This is a genomic window from Agrobacterium pusense (assembly GCF_013285525.1).
Lineage (GTDB): Bacteria > Pseudomonadota > Alphaproteobacteria > Rhizobiales > Rhizobiaceae > Agrobacterium > Agrobacterium pusense.
This window is the reverse complement of sequence record NZ_CP053858.1, coordinates 427,193-449,495: the sequence shown is the minus strand read 5'-3', so window position 1 is coordinate 449,495 and position 22,303 is coordinate 427,193. Positions and strand designations below refer to the sequence as shown.

18 protein-coding genes and 1 pseudogene are annotated in these 22,303 nt (G+C 57.8%); 7 read left to right on the top strand and 12 right to left on the bottom strand.

The genetic code is table 11. From position 1 onward, the window contains the following. Positions 1–3 precede the first annotated feature (3 nt). The 3 genes from HQN82_RS25300 to HQN82_RS25290 form a co-directional block, all read right to left on the bottom strand. A complete protein-coding gene (locus tag HQN82_RS25300) occupies positions 4–1,050 on the bottom strand; it encodes an alpha/beta hydrolase family protein (protein WP_173616359.1) in 1,047 nt (348 codons plus the stop codon). 484 nt (positions 1,051–1,534) lie between these two features. Beyond that, complete coding sequence (locus HQN82_RS25295; RefSeq protein WP_234904940.1) at positions 1,535–1,903, bottom strand: hypothetical protein; 369 nt, start codon at positions 1,901–1,903, stop codon at positions 1,535–1,537. 21 nt (positions 1,904–1,924) lie between these two features. Next, positions 1,925–2,434 (bottom strand): ferritin-like domain-containing protein, encoded by a 510-nt coding sequence (locus tag HQN82_RS25290; protein WP_173616358.1) that lies wholly within the window; start codon positions 2,432–2,434, stop codon positions 1,925–1,927. A 166-nt stretch (positions 2,435–2,600) separates the two neighbouring features. Between HQN82_RS25290 and HQN82_RS25285 the strand changes: the two genes are divergently transcribed. Next, positions 2,601–3,425 carry a manganese catalase family protein gene (locus HQN82_RS25285; protein ID WP_173616357.1) on the top strand — a complete coding sequence of 275 codons (825 nt, stop codon included), beginning with the start codon at positions 2,601–2,603 and terminating at the stop codon, positions 3,423–3,425. Continuing rightward, positions 3,422–3,706 carry a hypothetical protein gene (locus HQN82_RS25280; RefSeq protein WP_234904939.1) on the top strand — a complete coding sequence of 95 codons (285 nt, stop codon included), beginning with the start codon at positions 3,422–3,424 and terminating at the stop codon, positions 3,704–3,706. Before HQN82_RS25285 ends, HQN82_RS25280 begins: the two co-directional genes overlap by 4 nt. A 566-nt stretch (positions 3,707–4,272) precedes the next feature. Here HQN82_RS25280 and HQN82_RS25275 read toward each other — a convergent pair. The 5 genes from HQN82_RS25275 to HQN82_RS25255 form a co-directional block, all read right to left on the bottom strand. Then, on the bottom strand, positions 4,273–4,539 hold the full coding sequence (locus HQN82_RS25275) for a SemiSWEET family sugar transporter (protein WP_173616356.1): 267 nt from the start codon (positions 4,537–4,539) through the stop codon (positions 4,273–4,275). A gap of 56 nt (positions 4,540–4,595) precedes the next feature. Further along, entirely contained in the window at positions 4,596–5,570 is a 975-nt protein-coding gene (locus HQN82_RS25270) for a TIGR03885 family FMN-dependent LLM class oxidoreductase (RefSeq protein ID WP_173616355.1), read from the bottom strand. A gap of 17 nt (positions 5,571–5,587) precedes the next feature. Beyond that, positions 5,588–5,884 carry a hypothetical protein gene (locus HQN82_RS25265; protein ID WP_173616354.1) on the bottom strand — a complete coding sequence of 99 codons (297 nt, stop codon included), beginning with the start codon at positions 5,882–5,884 and terminating at the stop codon, positions 5,588–5,590. 190 nt (positions 5,885–6,074) lie between these two features. Beyond that, positions 6,075–6,437, bottom strand: a complete 363-nt coding sequence (locus tag HQN82_RS25260; protein WP_173616353.1) for a response regulator — start codon at positions 6,435–6,437, stop codon at positions 6,075–6,077. Further along, the gene (locus HQN82_RS25255; RefSeq protein WP_173616352.1) at positions 6,437–8,995 is read right to left on the bottom strand and encodes a PAS domain S-box protein; all 2,559 of its coding nucleotides are present in this window, start codon (positions 8,993–8,995) and stop codon (positions 6,437–6,439) included. The genes HQN82_RS25260 and HQN82_RS25255 overlap by 1 nt, the downstream gene beginning before the upstream one ends. Positions 8,996–9,357: 362 nt before the next feature. Between HQN82_RS25255 and HQN82_RS25250 the strand changes: the two genes are divergently transcribed. The 3 genes from HQN82_RS25250 to HQN82_RS25240 all read left to right on the top strand — a co-directional run bounded on the left by HQN82_RS25250 (position 9,358) and on the right by HQN82_RS25240 (position 16,730). Then, the gene (locus HQN82_RS25250) at positions 9,358–10,401 is read left to right on the top strand and encodes an AraC-like ligand-binding domain-containing protein (RefSeq protein ID WP_173616351.1); all 1,044 of its coding nucleotides are present in this window, start codon (positions 9,358–9,360) and stop codon (positions 10,399–10,401) included. Between the two features lie 202 nt (positions 10,402–10,603). Continuing rightward, entirely contained in the window at positions 10,604–11,233 is a 630-nt protein-coding gene (locus HQN82_RS25245) for an outer membrane protein (RefSeq protein WP_173616350.1), read from the top strand. 19 nt (positions 11,234–11,252) lie between these two features. After that, positions 11,253–16,730 (top strand): autotransporter domain-containing protein, encoded by a 5,478-nt coding sequence (locus tag HQN82_RS25240; RefSeq protein ID WP_173616349.1) that lies wholly within the window; start codon positions 11,253–11,255, stop codon positions 16,728–16,730. On the opposite strand, the gene HQN82_RS25235 is transcribed toward HQN82_RS25240, so the two are convergent. Beyond that, positions 16,720–16,971: a hypothetical protein gene (locus HQN82_RS25235; RefSeq protein ID WP_173616348.1), complete on the bottom strand. Its 252-nt coding sequence runs from the start codon at positions 16,969–16,971 to the stop codon at positions 16,720–16,722. The two genes, HQN82_RS25240 and HQN82_RS25235, sit on opposite strands and share 11 nt — an antisense overlap. A 55-nt stretch (positions 16,972–17,026) precedes the next feature. On the opposite strand from HQN82_RS25235, the gene HQN82_RS25230 reads away from it, so the two are divergent. Together HQN82_RS25230 and HQN82_RS25225 are read left to right on the top strand one after the other, a co-directional pair. Next, the gene (locus HQN82_RS25230) at positions 17,027–17,332 is read left to right on the top strand and encodes a hypothetical protein (protein ID WP_234904938.1); all 306 of its coding nucleotides are present in this window, start codon (positions 17,027–17,029) and stop codon (positions 17,330–17,332) included. 514 nt (positions 17,333–17,846) lie between these two features. After that, the gene (locus HQN82_RS25225) at positions 17,847–18,218 is read left to right on the top strand and encodes an SDR family NAD(P)-dependent oxidoreductase (protein WP_234904937.1); all 372 of its coding nucleotides are present in this window, start codon (positions 17,847–17,849) and stop codon (positions 18,216–18,218) included. Between the two features lie 444 nt (positions 18,219–18,662). On the opposite strand, the gene HQN82_RS25220 is transcribed toward HQN82_RS25225, so the two are convergent. The 3 genes and pseudogenes from HQN82_RS25220 to HQN82_RS25210 form a co-directional block, all read right to left on the bottom strand. Next, positions 18,663–19,448, bottom strand: coding sequence for an NADPH-dependent F420 reductase (locus HQN82_RS25220; protein WP_173616347.1), 786 nt, complete (start codon positions 19,446–19,448; stop codon positions 18,663–18,665). 115 nt (positions 19,449–19,563) lie between these two features. Next, positions 19,564–21,095 (bottom strand): annotated as a pseudogene (locus tag HQN82_RS25215) (tannase/feruloyl esterase family alpha/beta hydrolase). A 337-nt stretch (positions 21,096–21,432) separates the two neighbouring features. Next, positions 21,433–22,182 (bottom strand): SDR family NAD(P)-dependent oxidoreductase, encoded by a 750-nt coding sequence (locus HQN82_RS25210; RefSeq protein WP_173616346.1) that lies wholly within the window; start codon positions 22,180–22,182, stop codon positions 21,433–21,435. Positions 22,183–22,303 lie beyond the last annotated feature (121 nt).

The following is a 22,303-nucleotide window of genomic DNA, read 5'->3' as shown; positions in this document are numbered from 1 at the left end:
CGTTTATCTGAACTGGTCGAGTTCCATTTCCCGGACCGCGCGACGGATTTCGACCGGCGACTGACCCTGAGCGATAAGTGCAGCAGCAAGCCGCCCGTGGTAAGCAAGAAGATGACGTTGGCGGTCGGCCGCCTGAACGTAGATATGGTGCGGCTCGAACCCGGCTGCACGCAGCCGCCTGACATAAAACAGCTGACTGAAAAACGGGACGGTGCGATCCTCCGGATCAGACAAGACGTAAATTTCCGGTCGGTGATCGGTGGAAATCCGGTCAATCTCGTCGATTGGATCGTAAAACTGCGCCGAGTTGTAGAGCAGCTTGCCGGGAAGCCGGCGACGCCGCTCCCAGAACGCCGACACCTGCTTTACCGAAACGAGACCGGACGTAATGACAGCCGCCGAAATGTCTCTTCGCCGGTTCATGAGACCGGCGACGATTTGCCCCCCTGCCGAATGACCGGTCAAGATAAAGGACGACACGTTGTGCTTGTCCTTGATCAGATCGAGCGTATGGTTCATTAGCTCGATCTCGCGGGGAAACCGACGTCGGTTGTGATCGCCGGAGGAGCCATAAATGCCGGGGCGCGCCATGAAAATCACGGGATGGCCCGCTTGCCGTGCCCAGGCGGCCATTTCTGAGGAGATTGTCGCGGGGGACTGACGGACGTAGGATTCAGTTATGAAACGGACACCTTTGGAGTTTCGCAGCATCACATCGCCGCCGAAATAAACCAGCACCGTTCGGTTCTCGCCATTGGTGAGCCCCTCGGGATAATAACGAATACAGTCGCCCTTGCCGTCGACCTCGACCCACAACGCGTAAGGAATTGTGGCGCAGGATGCCTTTGATGTGTAGGATCCGTTCAGCGCCTCATAGGGGCTGAACGTGTGATCACCGTCGAAGACGGTCAGCTCGCGGGGTTGCGGCAGTTCGAAAGGACCGAGCCGCGGTGCATCGGCAAGTGCCGATTGCGACGCACCGGGAATGGCAAGAGCAAGCAAAACCCACCGCGCGATCCACCAGGCGAGCCGCGGCTCCTCCTTGTTCATGGTGTCACTCCATTCGTAATCTAACCCTTTGACGAGGAACGCGAGCCAACTAACTTCCCCACCTGTCGTGGCTTATTGTGCCAAATACGAAAGGGTACGTCACCCATTAGTCTCGCCATCATCTTCCGTCATCTTGATTTTCCCGCTAGGTGCAAGGCGACCGAGACGCCCGTTTCTGCTCGCGCTGGTGGTATGCCCGATCAGCGAAATTGGCCCCGTCTGGAGTCGACACTGGACACTTAGCTCGTCGGCAGGACACGTTTCTTCAAGACGGAAGAGAACGCGGGTATAACGTCGAGAAAGTCGCCAACTGTCCAGCCACCGACTGCCAGGGACGGCGCCGGCAAGTTTTCAGAATTGCGCCCGAGGAAGCTTGCTATTTGTTGTTCAGATCGGCTGGCGGCCGCCCATGTGTCTCTCCGCGAGAAGGGTCGTAAGGCGAGCACGCCAACATCGCCGCTTTATCAACACGTGTTACTCGAGGTTACCCAGATCTTACATCCATCAGGAGAACCATGGCTTCGATTTGCTGCGTGGCCTCGCGCAGGAGCTCATCCATGTCGGCTTCCGACCTGTCGACTGAGCCCGGCGAGGTGCGGAACTTGCGCACTGCTTGCCGTTGCCTGACGGCGAGGCCCCCTTGCTGTCTGAAGGCCGGTTCGAGCAGATCAAGATAAGCCACCGCTTTTTCGGCAAGCCGGCGTTTTGTTTCGATCCGCCCGGAATGATGAGCCACACGGCGTACCTCCTCTACAAAAGGAAGAAAAACACAGCACAAGATGTCGCCTTTGTCGAAGTTGTCAGAATGCAACGTGCCCCTCCGCCGGATATCATGAAATTCCGCGTGACTCATCGATTGGTCCGAAGCGAAAGGTCAGACCTTGGCGGTCTGTCCCTGTTCACTGAGTGCCACAAATTCCAGGGTCACTTTTTCCAGATTGTCTTCCAGCCACCGCGCCATGTTCTCCTCCTCTTCGAGGTTGCTTCGGAGTGCAGAATAAGCTGCCTGATAGCCTCCATGGTCGCTGAGGGTCAGCAGAGACTTGTAGGCAGCAATTTCGTAATTTTCGAAGGCAAAATTCGCGAGGCTGTTCTTTATGATCTCATCTCCGGCAACTGTATGCCCGAGGCTTGCGAGAGAGCCTGTAATGGAAAGCGCCGTGTCCTTTATTGTCGAGGCCGATTCCGACAGTCCATTGAGGATTTCCTCAAGGCGGGCGATCTGTCCCTCCGTCTCTCGATAGTGAAGTTCCAGTCGGGCCTTCACCTCCGGATAATTCTCGATCCTTGAAATCTGCGGCTTCATGATCGACAGAGCCTGGTTTTCCATGGCGTGGGCATTACGCAGTCCGGTCACAAAAATTTCGCGCACGTCGGTTGTCATTCTTAATCCTCCTTGATGAGCGCCCCCAACCGTTGTTCGCCACGGAAGTTCCCGCCGATATCCGGGCACGCGCTGGCACGTTGCGTGTTGTGCTCGTTCTGCGTGATGGGCCGGAACAATCCCCGCGGCGCCCGGTTGGGCGGTCGATGAAACGAGGAGACATCAGATGTTTTATACCGACAACAAGCTGCAGTACCCAGTGAGAGTGGAGACACCAGACCCGCTGTTTGCAAGAGCGCTTCAGCAGGCAATTGGCGGCGTGGAAGGAGAAATCCGGGTCGCCATGCAATATTTTTTCCAGGCGTGCGGCGCGCGCGGGAATCCGAAATTTCGTGACCTTCTCATGAACACGGCCACGGAAGAACTCGGTCATATCGAAATGCTCGCCACCGCCGTTGCCCTCAATCTTGAAGGTGCGCCCCTTAAGCTGCGGGAGGAAATCTCTGGCGATGCGGTGGGAGGAGCCGTGCTGAACGGAGTCAATCTGAAGAACATGCTATCGTCCGGGCTCGCCGCTATGCCCGTCGATTCAGACGGCGTGCCTTTTGACATGTCGCATATTTATGCCAGCGGAAACATTGCTGCCGACATGACCGCCAATGTTGCCGCGGAATCGACAGGCCGGGTGCTTGCTGTGCGGCTGTACAACATGACCAACGACCCGGGCATGAAGGACATGCTGTCGTTCCTCATTGCCAGAGACACGATGCATCAAAACCAGTGGCTTGCCGCGCTGGAGGAGTTGGGCGGGGCAAAAAATGTCTTTCCCATTCCCAACAGCTTTCCGCAAGAGCTGGAACAGCAGGAGTTCAGCTACTCCTATCTGGGCTTCCAGTACGATGGGAGCGAGCCGGCGCAAGGTCGCTGGAGCACAGGACCCTCCATCGATGGGAAAGGGGAGCTTTCGACAAAGATCTCCGAGCCCTTAGGGCAGAAACCGGAGCTCGGTCCTGCCAAGCCGGGCGGCGGGGCGCAGAAGGAACAGATGTGAGCATTTTGCCACCCAAAAAACCCGCCTCCCAGGAGGCGGGTTTCGCGCAGAGGAAAAAGGTGATGGCAGTGGAAGCTTTATCGGGAACATGGGTGCTGGTAGGCGTCGCCGACTTGGTAATCTGGCTCTTCGGCGGTGTGTTGAACGCCGTCAGCTACAGTAGCCCGCCAAGGCCAAGCGGTGGTTATGCTACGGTTGTGATGTCTGCTCTGTTTGTGGCTGGTGGCGTACTCGAGCTCGTTATGATTGTAGGCATCCTGACGGAGTCCCTGTCGAACTAACGGTCCCCGAAACGTCGAAGTAAGGGAGAGGTTCGTTCCGCTTTCCAGAGCTTGACCAGTACAGCGCGAAGCAGATCGGGGATATCGCCTTCAGCCACCGCTTGAGAAGTCTGCGCGTTCCCAAACGCACTGCGTTTGGACGCCGGAGCTTGACATGGATCAGAAACGACTACCGGCGCGTAGTCACCCCCTTTCTGGTTGGCGACCAGACATCGCGCACCGGACGCAGCTCGAAGCAGGCTGGCCAGCCCGTTCAGCGAGCGTTGGCGGTCGTGTCAAATCCTTGACGGATCCGCTGGGCCAGCCGGGATGAATGATCGGCATACTCGGACACCCGTACATGCCTACTCATAGATGCACGCCGGTCGCCTCGCGTGATAATCCAGCATGGACTAGTCGCGCAGGTGCAACAGCTTGAAACAGCCGGCGCTGCTGGGACGACAGCTGTAACCGGGCAACGAGTATCAATGACACCGGAACCGAGCCGGACCTTTGCGGCAACCGAGGCTCCATTGGGCTTGCCTCAACAGGCGCCATTGCCACTGTTGCCCGTAAATCCGGCGCTCTCATTCAGACAAGCTGCGCGTCCGGAGTTTTTGGAAAAGGACTATACCGGACAGGCAAAAACAGAGGGAGTTGGTGACAATGATCGGCCATTCGCCTCGAAGAAGACCGAACGTCGTCCAAAGCGCAAATCCGGTTACAGTCAACATATACATCCGCACTGAAATCGCTTCCGTGTCGCCTGACCGCGTAACCTTCCAGACTTGAGGGATGAAGCTCGCCACGGAGCATATTGATGCGAGATAACCAACGAGCAGACCGCTGTCCATGAGCAACAGGTTTCCTTTTCCCAGTCCGTTCCAGATCCCTTGGATACAGGATGACGTTAACGGCGTTGCGGTAATTTCGGGAGCACCTCGCGCGCCATGAATCGAATGAAGCCAGCCTGATCGCGAGAGACGTTGTGAATGTAAACTTCGCCGACGCCGTAGGGACGGCACTCATCGAGGAGCCGAAGGATGTCGCCCGCAGTGCTGACAAGGGGGACGCACTCGTCCATCTCCTCCGGCGGGACCTCGCGGGTCAAGTTGTCAAAATCTGCCGGACTTGCAAGGTCCGCGAGGAGATCTGCCCGTGCGGCTGCCGTTCGCCACTGGTCCCAGGCGGCGATACGCGCTTCGTCCCGTGTGGCCCCCCAACTGAGCTGCAGCTGGAGCACGAGCGGCTTTTCAACGCCACCCTTCGCTCGATACCGGTCAAGAATGTCCGCCATCTCCCGAGCCGGCTTGCGTACCGTCAGGAGACCATCTGTCCAGCCCCCCATCCATGCAGCAGTGTCCGCTGACAGTGCAGCGCCGAACACGACCGGAGGCCGCCTGGGAAGCGACCAGAGCTTCGCATTGTCGACGGAAAACCATGGCAATGCACGGGACACTGTTTCACCGCTCAGAAGACCTCGCATGATGTCAGCCCCCGCCTGCAGACGTTGGTCGCGCTCCTGCTTGTCCGGCCAGCCCTTGCCAACGACATGTTCGTTTACAGCTTCGCCGCTTCCGACTGCGATCCAGCGAAGCCGGTCGGGAAACATTTCCGAGAGAGTGGCAATCAGGTGCGCAAGCGTAACCGGGTGATAGCGCAAGCCGACGGGAATGGCGAGGCTGCCAAAGGGCAGCGTCGTGACCGCCATGGCAGCTCCCAGCCAGGTCCAGTTGTTGCCTGAGTTGCCTTGGCGCTCACTCCACGGGGTAATATGGTCAGAGGTCATCACAGCATCGAAACCCGCTCGCTCGGCTTGTTTGACGAATGACAGCAACTCGGCGGGTGCGAATTGCTCGTGAGACGCGTGGTATCCAATGATCATGTCCTGGCTCCTGTCTGCTACAGTCTTTCAATGGATAATGCGCGTACGATGATTTCATCTTGGGAAAACAGCGTCTCAAGACTTTGGCGATACTGCGCCCACCAGTGGCGATCGAGTTCGTCGGTCATGACCTCGAGCAGAAGGATACGGTCCTGTTCAACCTTCCTGCCATCCTTCCATAAGCCGTCGGCCGGGATGGGATCATGAACCGTCACACCGCCGAAACGGTTGGTCAGTTCGACACGGACCGTTTCAAGCGCGCGGTCAGACACAGCGGGAGTGACAGGAAGCAGGATCTCAACAAGATAAGGCATGTGGTCGCTCCGGTTGAATGGGCCTCAGCGTCGCCATCATTTACTGGTCCCTCGCCGAAACGCGGGAACTATCGGTTTGTTTCCACACGCGGGGCACTACCGATCGGCATCGCGGCGACTGCACTGTGCCACTTGCATTGGATTTGTAGGAAGCCGGTGGCGCCACACCTGCTTGTCGTCTTACAGATTGCTAACGAATTAGCCCAGCTATCAGGCGCTCGACGTCCTCTGTGACGTAGGGCTTTGAAAGTGTCGGCACGTCGGCATATGAACGGTCCAGTCCCTTGGCACCATAGCCCGACGCGAACGCGAACGGGATGCGTTGTTCCCGCAAAATTTCCGCTATCGGATAACTCGTTTGTCCATCGAGATTGACATCGAGAATAGCGACATCAAAGTCTCCACTACGCGCGATTTCGCAACCCTGCTGCACGCGCGACGCTATAGTGCTCACCTCGTGGCCAAGATCCGTTACGATATCTTCCATCAACATCGCCACCAGTGCTTCATCCTCAACGATGAAAATGCGGAGCTTCCTTCCAGGGACAGTCATCAGTGTTTGTTCCGTTCGTCAGGATGTGAGGCGGGCAGGGGCGCGGTCAAACTGAAGTTTACGCCAGACTTGGGAAACGACAGGAGGACCTGCGCATTCAGTTCACGAGCCAGGGCCTGTTCAAGAAGACGGCTGCCAAATCCTCTTTTTTCGGGAGCCGTGACGCTTGGACCATGTAGCTCTCTCCATCTGAGATGAAGCCATTTGTCTTCCCCGTCTCCCTCAATATTCCAGTCAACGGCGACTTTGCCTGCATCAACCGACAGAGCCCCATGTTTCGTTGCGTTGGTGGCAAGTTCGTGAAAGGCCATCGACAGGGAGAGCGCGAGTTTGGGATTCAACCGGCAGGGCGGTCCCGATACCTCAAGCTGGCGCTCCCGATCGGGGCATACGGCCTGGAGCGCCCTGTTCAGAATCTCTAGCAGATCGGCACCCCGCCAGCTTTCTTGCGTGAGAAGGTCATGTGCTCGGGCAAGCGCAACAAGGCGGTTCTCAAATTGCCGGAAGGCGTGACTGTCCCGTTCGCCACGGAACGTCTGGGAAGCGAGGGACTGCACCGTTGCCAAGGTGTTTTTCACCCTGTGGTTCAGCTCGTTAATGAGCAACAGATGTCGCCGCTCCTCCTGGCGCTTCTCCGTTATGTCGCGGGCGATTTTCGATGCCCCGATGATCTGCCCTTTGGCATCTTTCAAGGGAGAAACCGTGAGCGAGACGTCGATCAGGCTTCCGTCTTTTTTCATGCGCACGGTTTCGTAATGCTCGATATGTTCGCCCCTGCAGATGCGTGCAAGGATTTCCGGCTCCTCGTCCTGCCTCTCGGGCGGGATGAGGATCGTAATCGGTTTTCCGATCACGTCCGCGGCCGCGTACCCGAAAAGCCGTTCGGCACCCTTGTTCCACGTCTGGATTATGCCCTGGGTGTCCTTGCTGACGATCGCGTCGTCCGAGAAGGTGACAATCGCGGCCAACCGCTCCGCAAACTCTTCGGCTTTCTTCCGGTCCGAAATGTCAACCAGCATGTTTATGGCGCCCGTCAGCCTACCCTCGCTGTCATGCAACGGAGTGGGGTAGGGGATGAACGGAACGCGCGTCCCATCCGGCCTTTCAGCAACCGCCTCTTCTCCGCGAATTGGTCGGTCCTCTTTAATGGCGACCGCCATCGGACACTGGTCGTGCGGCAGAAAGGTCCCGTCCGTTCGGAAGAGCCGCCAGGTGACGCACCACTCATCGCCCAACGCCGGAACGCGGCCGGCCATCTCTACCGCCGCACGGTTGAAGAACGTGATGCGACCGTCAGCATCGGTAGTGTAGACCGCGGCCGGTAACGCCTCGAGAAGGTCACGCAGGTTCCTCTCGTTCTCTCGTATTCGGTCTTCCATCCGTTTGGCTTTGGTGACGTCGATAAGGACGCGCACGCCATAACGAAACTCTCCTTTGGCGTCCCGTACCGACGAGCTATGAACGTCGAGATACACGGACGTGCCGTCCGGTTTGATCGCCTGCTTGCGCAATACGTAGCTGTCGATTTTACCCTCGACTTGCTGCGCATAGCGCTCTGCGTCTTGCTTTTTGTCTTCGGCGTGCGTGTAATCAAGAAACGTCATCGCGAGGAGTTCGTCTTCAGAACGTCCGAGCATTTGGCAAAGCGCGTCGTTTACCCGCAGAAGGCGTCCAGCTGAATCTGCCTCTGCGATACCGATCGTCGCAGCCTGATAGGTTGCCGCAAGACGTTCTTCGCTTTCGAAACGTGCAAGTTCTGCCTGATGTACATCAGTGACATCAGTGGTAAAGCAGCGCGTATTTATAAAACGTCCGTCCTCGAAGCGACTGTTCGAAGTGATCAACACATGCTTGATTTGCCCGTTCTTGGCGCGAAGTCTGGCTGGGTACCTATCGAGGTTTCTGCCGCAGCTCAGCTTGTCCAGTATATCGGCGATTGCCCGGGCGTCCGCATGAAAGGAGGCGATATGTTTGCCGACATATTCCTCCGCAGTGTAACCCAGCAACTCAAGCTCGGCCTTGTTTGCCCGCAGAATGATTCCTTCGTTGCTGACGATATGGAGCCCAACGGCAGCGTTTTCAAAAAAGTCCTCCAGGTCGGCGGCGTGTCGATTTGCTTGCCGTTCAAGAGCCTTCTGTGAAGAGATGTCCTGAAAACAATTTATGGCACCTTCAATACGTCCGTCCCGGTCAAGCAGTGCGCGTACATTTACCAATGCTTCAAAACGCGAGCCGTCGGGCCGCTCCATTACGACTTCGCCGTTACGCGTTTCCTCGCCTGAACGGACAGCTTCGGCAACCGGGCAACTGTCATGGGGAAGGTTTGACCCGTCAAGCAGATAAAGGTGGAGAGATCCGCAGAAACGGTCTCGTGGATCTCGTATTCGAGGATATCTACCCCAAAGCCGTGCGGCCTCAGCGTTGTATGAGACTAGGAGCCCGTTCCTGTCGCACACATACACCGCCGCGGGAACCGCATCCAGAAGAGCTCGGCCACCCGCGATGATAGCCTGGTATTCACTCAGCTGTAGATCTGAATCATTTTCGGCATTCGACATTGAAAATCCCATTCGCCGTTTCCCGCCTGACGCATTCCCGGACGAAAAGGCGGTTTACTAACGCTCCGGGCACCGCTTTGTTCCAGCGTCGCCCCACATTTTCGACCCGCCCCAGATTTTCCCTTCTGGCCCCTGACCCTGCAGTTGACTCAGTTTTGCCGATGCTCTCAAAATGCGCGGTGCTTTTGGACGCGAAACACAATTTGGCAAGCACCGCCAGCATCGATCCAAGTTCCCACGCAATCGGCGGCGACACGGTGTCTTAAACTCTTTCGTGGGCGAACCCCGACTCGAGTGTAGTCGTCTTGGGGCGATTAAATTGGGCAGTTAATTGCGCGCTACGACTAACTGGTGAATCTGGCATGAGCGAGAAACAGATAGATCAGATCAGGACTGGCGATCCGGACAATCTTGTGTTCAAAACGGATACCCGGGCACTGCCTTTGAAACAGGCGTTGGACTTCTGGCAGGAAACGGCCGGCTCGCTTTATGACGTCAACATCGCGCAGCCCAACACATTTTATACGAAGCACTGTACTTACCGGCTCGGCGAACTCCTGCTTACCTACTGCGTCAGCGTCGCACAAAAACTGAGCCGTTCCAGTTATCGCATCGGCGCAGATGGATACGATCATTTCGAGCTTCAATACTATCTTGCCGGCCGCTGGAGTCGCAAGGACGGACGGGGGGAAGCCGAGGCTGCGCCGGGAGACCTGGTCATTCACGATGCAGCACAGGCCCATGCGGGAGCGGCAAGCGATTTTGCCAACCTGACCCTGTTCGTTCCCCGGCCCCTGCTTGCGCCGTTGCTGGACAACCCCGACCAACACAATATGAGCGTTCTCGCCGCCGACGAACCTATGGCAGCATTACTGCGCCACCATTTGGACAATCTCTGGCGCACGCTTCCACTGCTCAGCGAGAACCAAGCTGCGGCGCTGGCTTCCCCAACCCTCGAGCTCGTCGCCGCCACGTTGAACCGAGCCAAGAGAGAAGATTTTTCGCAGGGAGTATCCGTCGCTCAACTTGGCGAAATCCGCCGATACATCGATGCACATGCGCTGGATCCCAATATCACCCCGGCCGCTATCGCCTCCGCGTTTGGTATTTCCCTGCGTAAACTCTCCTACCTTTTTTCCGGCGAAGGCGGAGTTGCAACCTATCTCCAGAAACGGCGCCTCGACCTTGCGCGCGCGGCGCTGCGCGATCCGGCGCAAGCTCACAAAACGATAGCGGATATCGGTCTCGAGCATGGCTTCGTCTACGCCCACAATTTCACGCGCGCCTTTCAACGCCGTCACGGTCTGACGCCGCGCGAAATCCGCGCCGTCGCTCAAAGCAACTGGCTAACGGGAGGCCACGAATCGCAAAGCTGGTTCGATCGCGCATCCCTGTGGGGAAAGTGACCAGCCTGTCTGCCTAGCCGGTGAAACCCCGTTGCGCGCTCGGAGTATTTTGCGGGGTTCAGTTTGCGCGCCGGGATAGATTCGCCTCGAACTGGTTATTGGTTCTTATGTTCAGTTGAAAGGTTTGCTTCTTTAGCCGCGAATTTGCGCAGCGGTTCGAGGCGTTCGTCCCGTTGACGCATCGCAACCGGGATATTTTACCATGAAGAGACTAGTCCTTTCCGCGTTCATCGCCCTTTGTGCGTCGACAGCACAGGCCGCCGACGTTGTCGCAGAGCAGTCGCCGTTGCCGGTCACATTCCAGGCGCCTGTCTTTAGCTGGTCGGGGGCCTATCTCGGCATTCAGGGCGGCGGTGCCTGGGCGACAGGAGAGTTCTCCGGTTTCGGCTTATCCAGTTCCGAAGATGCCAATGGCGGACTTTTCGGGGCGCTCGCGGGCTACAATTACCAGTTTGACAACAATCTCATGCTCGGCATCGAGGGCGATGTTGAACACAACTGGAACGAAAAGGAAATCCTCGGTGCAGAATTCGGGACAGACTGGGCCGGTTCGGTACGCGGCAGGGTTGGATATGCCTTCGATCATGCGCTCCTTTATGCCACGGCGGGCTGGGCTGCGACGCAGGGCTACGTGAGTGTTCCTGGCCTTGGCAAAGACGAGGCCACGTTCAGCGGCTACACAGTGGGCGCCGGCCTGGACTACGCTTTCACCAACAATGTCTTTGGCCGTGTCGAGTACCGCTACAACGATTTCGGCGACAAGGATCTTCAGGGTATCAACGTCGATGTAGACCAGCATACCGTCAAGGTCGGGCTGGGCGTCAAATTCTAGTTCCATCGGTGGCGGCTGGATGACCAATCAATATAAATTTTCGGCCAGACGATCCTTCCCGTTGCTGGCTACCACCGCGCTTGTTTCCTGCCTTGCCTGGGTGACAACCACCGTTTCCTCATTGGCACAGAGCGTTACGACGGTCGGCGACGTCAGTCCTTTGCCAGCGACTTCACCCGTCTGGAATGTGGGAGGCGTCCTCAATATTGGCGATTCCGGAGCGGGAACGCTGAGTGTGGAAGGCGGAGGCTTCGTAACTAGCACGTATGGCCAAATCGGCGTTCAGGCCGGAGGCGAAGGTACGGTGACTGTGGCGGGGTCCGGCTCGGGCTGGTTGAGCAACAGCAGCATATACGTCGGCATGTTCGGCACCGGCACGCTTGAAATCGTGGACGGTGGCACTGTCACCAATGCCCAAAGCGGATACATCGGCAATTACGCGGGCTCTGCCGGCACGGTGTCTGTCACCCGGGCTGGATCGACCTGGGCAAATACCAATTACCTCTCCGTAGGATATATGGGCAGCGGTGCACTCACCATTGCCGATGGCGGTAGGGTCACAAACAGTTATGGCTACATAGGCGCAAACCTGGGCTCCATCGGAACGGCGTCCATATCCGGTAGCGGTTCAAGTTGGGAAAATAGCGGCGATCTCATTGTTGGTCAGCTTGGGGAAGGCACGCTGGCCATCGAAACAGGTGCCATCGTCAGCAATGCGAGCGGTCATATTGGTTTCGGCCCGGGCGCGATCGGCAAGGTAACCGTGACGGGCGACGACTCGGGATGGACGAACGATAGCACCCTTGTTGTCGGCAATTACGGTACCGGCACACTGGACGTTGTGCAGGGCGGCACGGTCAGCAGTACGGATGGCGGCATCGGCGTCCAGGCCGGCTCCACTGGGACGGTGACAGTGAAGGACACCGGCTCGACCTGGACCATGGTCAACGATATCGTAATCGGTAGCGGCGGGGTGGGCACTCTGTCTGTCGGGGCAGGCGGCACAGTCAGTAACGGGTTCGGTTACATCGGTACCGGTTCGGGTGCCGAAGGTCATGTCAATGTCACTGGCACTGGTTCGCAATGGACCAACGCTCATAGTCTTTTCGTCGGGGATGCCGGAGGCAATGGCACGCTTCTGATCGAGGGCGGCGGCACAGTCACCAATGGCTACGGGGTTATCGGCGGTGGCACCGGCACCGGCACCAAAGGGGCAGTCATTGTCACCGGCAAAAGTTCCAGATGGTCCAATCTGGGCGACCTCAATCTTGGCAATTCCGGAACAGGTACGCTGACTGTCGAGAAGGGAGGATCGGTCATCACCGACAGGGGCGGTTATGTGGGCTATGGCGCCGATGCCTTCGGTGCGGTCACCGTTGTAGGAGAGGGATCATCATGGAGTTCCCTCGGTGTTTCCGTGGGCGTTTTTGGTAATGGTGAACTTTCGGTCCTGGCGGGCGGCGAGGTGTCCGGCTTCGGCGGGACTGTGGGCGATTATGCCGGTTCGGATGGTCTGGCCAGGATCAACGGAACGGGCTCATCCTGGATAAATACTGCCGACCTCATAATCGGTAACAACGGCGCGGGCACATTGTCTGTCGAAGACGGCGGCCAAGTTTCGAATACGTTCGGTTTTATCGGAAAAGAAGCTGGTTCAATAAGTGATGCGGCGGTCACCGGCAATGGTTCAGCCTGGACCAGCAGGGACACACTTTATGTTGGATTTTATGGCACAGGGTCGTTGCTGGTTGAGGATGGCGGCCATGTCTCCAATGCCACCGCTTTCGTCGGTCGCGCCAGCGGTGCCCAAGGCGTGGTCACGGTGGCGGGTGGCGGCTCTGCTTGGGACAATGACACTCTCTATATCGGTACAGACGGAAAGGGCTCGCTGTCGGTCACGAACGGAGGCGCGGTATCGAACGAGGCTGCCGGGTTTGTCGGATATTCATCTGGTGCCCAGGGAGATGTCTTGGTCACTGGCCGCGGTTCAAGTTGGACCAGCAAAGGCAATCTCAATATTGGATATGCGGGGACCGGTGTCCTCACGATCGCCGACGGCGCCACGGTGACGGCAGCGAGCGGGCTGGGCAGTACCGATATTGGCAGTATCGCTGGTTCAACCGGCACGATCAATATTGGTGCGGCAGCGGGCGAACGCGCGACGGCAGCTGGCACGCTCGAATCCCAAGTGTTGCTCTTTGGCCGCGGCGCGGGCTCGCTTGTCTTCAATCATACCGGTCTTCCGGACGGTTCCGCGCTGGATTTTACGCCCGAAATCGCCGGGCGCGGAACGATCCTTCACGAGAATGGCGATACGATCCTCACCGGCGACAATTCCCGCTTCACAGGTCAGACGATGATATCAGGGGGCGAGTTGACGGTATCGGACCGCCTCGGAGGCTCGGCAATGGTGCGCGGCGGCAGTTTGCAAGTGAACGGCCAGTTCGACGGCGATGTTGACGCCTCTGACGCCGGACGGGTTACGGGGGGCGGCACGATCGAGGGCAACCTCTCTCTTTCCAACGGCGGCATCCTGTCCGGGCGACAGGGGCAGTCACTGACGGTTACCGGTGATCTGAGGCTCGACGCGGGCAGCACCGTTGACGTCGCGCTGGGAGGCATCTCCTCGCCGGCGCTTTTCGACGTCGGTGGTTACCTCACACTCGACGGCACGCTTCGCGTCACCGATCAGGGCGGGTTCGGTGTCGGAGTTTACCGACTGTTCGACTACGCCGGAGGGTTGACTGACAATGGCCTTTCCATTGGCTCGACGCCGGCGGGCGTCACCGCGGATGATCTCTCCATTCAGACCGCGGCCGATGGCCAGGTCAATCTGGTCTCAACTGCCGGAGCGCAGCTCAGCTTCTGGGACGGTGGCGATACAGCACTGCACGACAACAATGTCGTGGATGGGGGCTCCGGTAAATGGACCGCGGACGGACGTCACTGGACTTCCCACGATGGTTCGGTTAACGGATCCTTCAAGCCGAATCCGACCTTTGCGATCTTTCAGGGAACGTCCGGAGCAGTCACGGTCGACGATACCGCGGGTGCGATCGGTGTCACCGGCATGCAGTTTGCCACCGATGGATATCGGATCTCAGGCGGTCCTATCGAGCTGCTTGGGCCGGATGGCGAAACCATCATCAGGGTTGGCGATGGCGGAACTTCAGACATTGGCATGGCGGCAGGGATATCCGCAACGCTCAGTGGCGCCTCCAGTCTGGTAAAGACCGGCGCCGGGTCTCTGGTACTGACCGGCAACAATTCCTACACTGGCGGTACCCGGATTGCCGCGGGGACCCTGTGGCTGTCGTCGGACGCCAGTCTCGGCGCGTCGTCGGGGGGAGTTACCTTCGATGGAGGAACGCTGGCGACGACGACCGGCTTCAGCTCCAGCCGTGCGATCGACCTAAATGATTTCGGCCGCGTCGATGTTTTCGGCGATCGTGAGCTTGCCTTGTCCGGCGCGATTTCAGGGCCAGGGGGTATCGAAAAGCTTGGCAACGGCACTCTGAAACTGACAGGAGAAAACTCCTATCTGGGTAACACCCTCGTGCGGGCGGGAACTCTGGTCGGAGATACCAATGCGATCCGCGGTTCAATCGCCAACGCCGGAACCATTATATTCGATCAAGTCGGGGACGGAAGCTTTGTCGGTGATATCACTGGTATGGGCGGCACCCGTGGCGAGATGGTGAAGCGTGGTGCAGGGACGCTCGCCCTTGGCGGGGTATCAACGCTCGACTGGACCGTCATGGAGGGCGGTATCGTTTCGGCGACGAACCACTTCGCAGGCGATCTCAATCTGGCATCGGCGGCGCGCTTCACGTTCAGCCAAGGATACAACGGAAACTATGGTGGAGCCATCTCTGGTTCGGGCACTCTTGCCTTCGATGGCGGAGGCCGGATCGCTCTCACGGGCGACAACTCCAGCTTTGCAGGCGTAAGCAAGGTTTCTGACACGACGCTTGTTGTTAACGAGGTGCTCGGCGGCTCCGCGTTGATTGGAAGTGGCGGGCGCCTGCAGGGCGCAGGCACGATTGGTTCAGGACCGGGCTCAACGGTGACCTTGTCTTCCGGTTCGACCGTTACACCCGGCAATTCGACTGGCACGCTGACAGTTGATGGCGACCTGACATTCGATACCGGCTCCCGCTACGAGGTCGAGGTTGCTCCGGGCGGCAAACAAAGCGACCTGATCAAGGTGACGGGGTCGGCTACCCTCAACGGTGGCACTGTTGCCCATATCGGCATGACCGGCAGATACGATCAGGCGGCCACCTACACGATCCTCTCTGCAGAACATGGCGTAAACGGTTCCTTTGATACCGTCACCTCCGACTTTGCCTTCCTCGATCCCACAATTGGCTATAACGGCAATGATATCACGCTCTCACTGACCCGAAACGATGTCGATTTCGCAGCGATCGCCGAGACGCACAACCAGATTGCCACGGCGCGAGCTTTGGAAGGCCTGCCCAATGGTAACGCGCTTTACGGCGCGGTCGTCCAACTCGACGGGGATACGGCGCTCGAAGCTTTTGACCAGCTTTCCGGTGAGATCCATGCATCGGTGACGACAGGGCTAATTGAGGATTCACGCCATATCCGGAATACGGTCAATAATCGGTTGCGTTCAGCCTTTGGCCTTGAAACTCCCGAGAGGGCCTCTGGCCTTGCTTTCTGGGGCGCGGGTTTCAGTTCGTGGGGGTCGACCGATACAGACGGCAATGCCGCCAGTCTCGATCGCTCGACCGGGGGCTTTATCGGCGGCGCCGACGCAATGGTCACCGATGACTGGCGCCTGGGCCTGCTGGCGGGCTATAGCCATTCATCCTTTGATGTAGATGATCGTGCCTCGTCAGCCTTGAGCGACAACTATCATGTCGGGCTCTATGCAGGGGCAGAATGGCAAGCCCTGTCGTTCCGGTCGGGTCTCGCCTATGGCTGGAGCAACATCAACACCAGCCGCTCTGTCGAGTTCACCGGCTTTGCAGACCGCCTGTCGGCAAGCTACGATGCCGGCACGTTGCAGGCCTTCAGCGAACTCGGCTACCGGATGGAAACGCCGGCCGGCCATTTCGAGCCCTTCGTCAGTCTCGCCCATGTTTCTGTGAAGACGGATGGCTTCGCGGAAAATGGCGGCGCTGCCGTTCTTGTCTCCTCCGGCGAAACGACAGATACGACCTTTACCACTGTCGGAGTTCGCGCCGAAAGCGATGTGAGGATCGGAAACATGCAGATGAACCTCGCCGGCATGCTGGGATGGAGGCACGCCTATGGAGACATGACGCCAGCCGACAGTCATGCATTCGCCGGCTCCGATTTCTTCACTGCGCTCTCCAATCCGCTTGCCAGGGATGCAGCCGTGTTGGAGGCCGGTGTCAATTTCGATATCGCACCAGACGCCACTCTCGCCATCGCCTATCAGGGTAAGTTTAGCGATGGCGCCCGGGACAGTGGCGTCAACGCCAGGCTCGATGTCAGGTTTTGAGGTATCCTGCGCTGTCTGCGCCCAACAGGAACAACGGTTTCGTTCCATGCGGATCGCTGCTGATTATTGATTGGCCTTGCGACTGCAATGTTGTCCAGCGCACCCGCTGGCAGCAATCCGCCGCTCCCGCGTCCGGCTTGGCCAGAAAGGTATTTCCCATGGCTCTTAGAATATCGGCATTCTCGGCGAATGCGCTGTGTCCGAAGACGTCCGGCTGGCTGGCATCAGAAGCATCGATCACAGTGATCCCGTTTGACAAGACTATCGAGGTTGAGACTTCTCCGACTGCGCGTCCCATGGTAGAAGAAAAGGCAGCCTTCCGAGAAGGCGAAGCCTCACAGGCGGAACCTGCGGAAAGGCAGTTGAACCGCCTCGATGAACTGACCAGGAAGGGTAAGATGAACGGAAAATGCCTGCTTCACATGTACCACGAGCAGACGTTGGCGGATGAGTTGGCGCGTGATCGCCATACTGAGGCGCCAGCGATTTTTATTGCGGTCGCGCTGTTCGTCGTGGTGTTTGTGGTGGGCGCAGCGCTCGATACCGCTTGGGTCCACCTACAGCAATGGCATCACGTCGCCGCCAGCTACTGGCCGTTCTGATGAGTAACGAAAGCCGGGTTAGCCCGGCTTTTTGATTTTGAACGCACGAGAGCCCTCGATTGCAGATGGACGACCCTCCTTCATACAGCTGTACCACGCAAGTCGTGATGCCTCGCGTGGGATCCACATTGATCACAACCGCTTACGTCATCGACGCCGAAGGCCTTTTGGTGACGCGGGCAGGATCCTCCCGTCTCATCCCGTGGACCTCTATTCGGTTCCTACACGTTCACGTAACGAGCGGGGTCGGCTCCACTGGATTTCCCGTCTACAGCGCGCGTTTGCGAATGCTCTTCTCATCGAGGGAGATATCCTCACTGCATTGGCAGGGAGAGACACGAACTGATCAATCAGCCGATTACGTTCGCTTCATGGAAGAACTTATTCTTTTTGCGATCGCTCGTAACCCGCATATTCGGCTCCGATACGGCGGCGACCCTATGCTGGAGGCGGCGATGTTTACTCCCTCAACCTTCGTAGCGTTTTTTACGCCACGCGTGCGCAAGTGCCGGCGATGTTGGACGCTGGCAAAGGGTCCATCGTCAATGTCGCATCGACAGCGGGTATTGCGGCTTTCCCAAACGGCGCCGACTATTGCTCCGCAAAAGGCGGTGTGATTTCAGCGACAAGGGCGGCGGCGCTTGACTATGCCAAGCTCGGTATTCGCGTGAACTCCGTACTACCGGGCGCAACCCGGACACCCATGATGCAAGGACAGATGGATGCATTCGATGGGCTTGAGGACATAATGATGGCGGCCAGCCCCATGGGTCGCCTCGCTGAGCCGGATGAAATTGCCTTCGCTGTTCGCTGGCTGCTATCCGACGAGGCGAGCTTCGTGACCGGCACCATGTTGATCGTCGACGGTGGTCTGACCGCAGGGTGATGAGCGAGTGGTCTAAGTAAAGCCACTTTCCGGATCTGATTTGGATCACCGCTCCGGCTTCCTTCGACGGGATTATCGACTTCAAGCGGGTTCGGGAGGCCGGGCCCGCAAAGACGAAGTACACAGTGAGAAGAGGGCCGTGGAGCGTAGCGCGAGTAAAGCCAGCAAGCGCTCGCGAGCAAACACCGGTTAATTCTCTCTCAGTTTCCGCGCGGAAGCGACGATACGCCCCATGTGTTGCACCTAGGCGACGGGCCGCCTTAAATCTTCACTTCTATTGTTGATGGTTCAAAGCTGGTGTGCGTCGATCCCGGGCGCAAACGTGCCCACGACCTCGATTAAATTTATCGCTGAGGAGTTTTTCAAAGCTTAAGACTGTGAATGGCGGCATAGTCCACGTCACATCTCGGCGGATTCGCCATTCACAGCTTCTCATCTTTTTTTTTAAATTTTCTGCAGCTCAAGCTTTCGATACATTTCAACAACGTCTTTGCTTGTATACCCGAGTGTGTATTCGCCCTTTCCGAGGGAGGCGAGAAATCCCTCGCCAAAGGACTCAAGACGCTTGAGTGAGAGATCCCGCAGTTTAGGTGATCTACTCTTGACAGCCCTGTCTAGCGCCGCCCTCAATTCTGGTGCCGTCAGTTCGGTACAGTAGGCAGGCGTCCCTGGCTGCTGCCGCCAGGATTCTGCCAAAGGACCAGCGTCAATCCCGTCGAAGCCAAGATCGTCGATCAAGCCGATGACCTTTGTTTTACCAATCGCATCGTCGCCGTAGACTGACATGGCGATGCGGCTGGGCGTGCCCGCCGGCTTTCCCTCATGCGCCTGGGTGTAAGCAAGCTGATTGTTAAACGCCTTGATGATAGGACGCCCGATCTGCTGCTCGACCCATTGACTCTCCACCATGCCTGCCTCGATGGCAGCGATGGTTCTGTCGCGTCCCGGGAAGTAATTCGAGGTATCGACCAAAATGACGTCGTTGGGCACGGTCTTGAAGAGGCCGCTGGGCAGCGAGGGTATGGCGTGAAGCGGGATCGTCGTGACGATCACCTCGACGTCCTTCACAGCGTCTGCGACTGGCACAGCCTGCGCACCGGTCTCGTGGGCGAGATCATCAAGCGCACTGGGATCGAAGTCGTTGGCCACACGAACAGAGTGACCCGCAGCCACCCATTTCCTTGCGAGATTTGCGCCGATCAGACCGGTTCCGATGATGCCGATTTTCATATGATTCTCCTTTGTTTCCAGGTCAGTAATATGAGAGGTACTCGCCACTAAAGGCTGCCTGGATTTGAAGGCAGCAGTCTTGGTGGTTACAGACATTTATAACTACCTGCTTCATTTACACTGCCTCCGACATGAGTGATTTTTGTCGGAAAGGCGCACATCGGCAGGCTTTTGGCGCTGGGCTTGTCGCTGAGCGACTTAAGGATGGTATTTCCGGGCTCAATTCTTTTCTCCACCAATCAGTCAACACGGTGTAAAGCTCCGCGTTGTGAGCCTTGGGTAGCGGCGGGTTTGCATCGAGATTGGCAGTCCCGTTTCTCGAACCGTGCGCCATGCCGGGGATTTGATAGAAGCGATAAAAGGTGTTGACGCCCGACAGTCCACCCATCGTTGCCAACACTTGCTCATAATAGTTGACGGACCCCAGATACGGCACCAGTTCATCGTTCATGGCCTGAACATGGATCAGCTTCCCACCGCGCGCTTTGAAACCGGTCAGGTCCGGATCGTCGGTATTGATGTCTCCAAATTGCGGTTGCAGCGCGATCCCTGCGTCGAATGCCTGAGCCAGCTTTTCGTAGCTCATCGACTTCCAACCGTCAGTTCCGTTCGCTTTCGCATTTTGGAAGGACGGCGTTGCCATCGTAGGGTCCTGGAGGACAAGTGCCAACATATCAACCGCAATGGTGAACGGGGCATCCCCTGCCAGAGCAAGCAGGCTCGTACCTCGTGGTGGTCCATACCATTTACGCTTATCGGTAAGCGCGCTGATCCCGTTGTCGACCGCAGGATCCGGAACGCTTCCGTCGGAGGTCATGCCATACCAAATTTTGTTTATCGCCAGCGCCTGCTTCCGCGTAAGGCATGCAGCGGTATGGTTACTGCCACCGTCGGCGGTGCAGAGAACAGTTTGGTCCTTCGTTGGGTCATAGCGGCAGGCGGCGTTGTCGAGGATGAAGCCGAGATGCTTGCCATCGACTAAATCGCAAGCCTCAATCGCGATATTGGAGACCAAGTTAAGCTGGTCGGGCGTCAAATGACGGCCGCCTAGATCGCGTTGAATCACGGTCTGCGGATAGACGTTGGCAATCAGGAACTTTGACCAGTTGATCCCGGCACAACGGCTAAGATGCCGTCGAAATCCTCCGGATAGCGTTGCGCCTGCTTCAGTGCCTGACGGCCACCTGTCGAAAGACCGTCCCAGTAAGTATATTTCGCTGCGGCGCCATAATATGCCTCGGCAAGCGCCTTCGCCATGACGACCTGCTGATGGATTGCGCGGGACGCGAAGTCATTCCACAGCGGTTTGTTGATCGTGCCGTCGGGGTTCATCGCAAAGGCGCCGTTCATGACGCCTCCAGTATGCCCCGCATCGGTGCTTGCGGTCACCGCGCCTTCCTTGCCGGCTATGAACGGTGCAGAGCTTAAGTCATTGGAGATTGTGTAAGAAGATATTTTCGTCGGGTCTGCTTCCTCGGTGCCTGCCCATCCGGAGCCGCCGACGGCATGGACGCGACCGTTCCAGATACCTTTTGCTGGCAGCCAGACTTCAATGCCGATACCGGCGGAGGTCGACGGAGCGTCCGCAGGACCTGGATTCCCCGGACCTACGAGCACCTTCACCAGGCAAAGGTCAGCGGTGGCCATCATCGGCGGTGCGGAGGGATCGAATCGGCTTTCCCGCGGCGGTTCCGGAAACGGATCACCTTTCTTGTACGCTTTGACAAGCAGCACCTTGGTTTCGGCATTAGGCTTGAAGTTCGCTACAATGGACCCGTCGCAGCTAAGAGGAAGGGAATTTTCGTCCGCGCCAGCATGCGCAGGCAATTCGGCCGCAACGTTTGCCAGAACTGCAAACGATGTAAGCAACAGGCCTTTTCTCATAATTTCTCTCCCAGTTTGGGTACTTTCATCGTTTGGGCGCAGCGGTCGGCTTGGGAGCATCTCGTCACGCACTGAAATGTACTTGTCATTGAACTGGCATTCAGACGGCCGTCTGACCTCCATCAACGGGAACGACTGCACCGGTCATGTAGGACGATGCACCCGAAGCGAGAAACAGCATGGCCTGTGCTATCTCTTCCGGCTTGCCGACTCGACCCGCTGGGATGAGGCTTACGGTCTTGCTTACTGACTCCGGATCTCTCGCAAGATGCTCCAGATAGATTGGGGTCTCGATCCCACCCGGGCAGATTACATTCGCGCGAACGCCCTTGCTCGCATATTCAGCGGCGATGACACGGGTCATGGCAATGATTGCCCCCTTTGTCGCAGAATAGACGGCAAGACCTGGCATTCCAACGAGCGCTGTGGTCGACGAGATGTTGACGATGGCTCCTCCATTCCCCGCGACGAGATGTGGAAGCGCGTACTTGGTGGTGAGGAGCAGGCCGCGGATGTTGACCGCAATTACGCGGTCGAAGTCTTCCTCGTGCGCGTCCTCCAACGATCCTTGTGGACCTGTGATCCCGGCGACATTGCACAAGATGTCCAGTTGCCCGAACTCCGTGATGGCCATGTCGATCATCGCCTGGACATCGTCACTCTTGCTCACGTCGGCCCGGCAATCCACTGCTCCCTCGCCAAGTTCGGCGGCAAGTTCCGCCTCTTTTCCACTGACATCGGCAAGCACAATTCGGGCGCCCTCTCTGTGGAACAGTCTTGCTGCAGCCGCAGCAATACCGGAGCCGGCGCCTGTGATCAGTGCGACTTTGCCTTCAAGAATGCCGTTCATTTGTCTTTTCCTCTTCTGTCGCGCGTTAGGTTGCGGCAACGTGGCCGCGGCGTCCATCGTATGTCCCGGGGCAAGTCAAACCGCGTAAAGAGGCCGCGAACGTTGACGATGAAGTCCCGGC

What these genes read in the sequence shown, in the direction of transcription:
- HQN82_RS25300 (WP_173616359.1), bottom strand. Translation starts at nt 1,050, where the DNA reads ATGAACAAGGAGGAGCCGCGGCTCGCCTGGTGGATCGCGCGGTGGGTT.
- HQN82_RS25295 (WP_234904940.1), bottom strand. Translation starts at nt 1,903, where the DNA reads ATGAGTCACGCGGAATTTCATGATATCCGGCGGAGGGGCACGTTGCAT.
- HQN82_RS25290 (WP_173616358.1), bottom strand. Translation starts at nt 2,434, where the DNA reads ATGACAACCGACGTGCGCGAAATTTTTGTGACCGGACTGCGTAATGCC.
- HQN82_RS25285 (WP_173616357.1), top strand. Translation starts at nt 2,601, where the DNA reads ATGTTTTATACCGACAACAAGCTGCAGTACCCAGTGAGAGTGGAGACA.
- HQN82_RS25275 (WP_173616356.1), bottom strand. Translation starts at nt 4,539, where the DNA reads ATGGACAGCGGTCTGCTCGTTGGTTATCTCGCATCAATATGCTCCGTG.
- HQN82_RS25270 (WP_173616355.1), bottom strand. Translation starts at nt 5,570, where the DNA reads ATGATCATTGGATACCACGCGTCTCACGAGCAATTCGCACCCGCCGAG.
- HQN82_RS25265 (WP_173616354.1), bottom strand. Translation starts at nt 5,884, where the DNA reads ATGCCTTATCTTGTTGAGATCCTGCTTCCTGTCACTCCCGCTGTGTCT.
- HQN82_RS25260 (WP_173616353.1), bottom strand. Translation starts at nt 6,437, where the DNA reads ATGACTGTCCCTGGAAGGAAGCTCCGCATTTTCATCGTTGAGGATGAA.
- HQN82_RS25255 (WP_173616352.1), bottom strand. Translation starts at nt 8,995, where the DNA reads ATGTCGAATGCCGAAAATGATTCAGATCTACAGCTGAGTGAATACCAG.
- HQN82_RS25250 (WP_173616351.1), top strand. Translation starts at nt 9,358, where the DNA reads ATGAGCGAGAAACAGATAGATCAGATCAGGACTGGCGATCCGGACAAT.
- HQN82_RS25245 (WP_173616350.1), top strand. Translation starts at nt 10,604, where the DNA reads ATGAAGAGACTAGTCCTTTCCGCGTTCATCGCCCTTTGTGCGTCGACA.
- HQN82_RS25240 (WP_173616349.1), top strand. Translation starts at nt 11,253, where the DNA reads ATGACCAATCAATATAAATTTTCGGCCAGACGATCCTTCCCGTTGCTG.
- HQN82_RS25230 (WP_234904938.1), top strand. Translation starts at nt 17,027, where the DNA reads ATGGTAGAAGAAAAGGCAGCCTTCCGAGAAGGCGAAGCCTCACAGGCG.
- HQN82_RS25225 (WP_234904937.1), top strand. Translation starts at nt 17,847, where the DNA reads ATGTTGGACGCTGGCAAAGGGTCCATCGTCAATGTCGCATCGACAGCG.
- HQN82_RS25220 (WP_173616347.1), bottom strand. Translation starts at nt 19,448, where the DNA reads ATGAAAATCGGCATCATCGGAACCGGTCTGATCGGCGCAAATCTCGCA.
- HQN82_RS25210 (WP_173616346.1), bottom strand. Translation starts at nt 22,182, where the DNA reads ATGAACGGCATTCTTGAAGGCAAAGTCGCACTGATCACAGGCGCCGGC.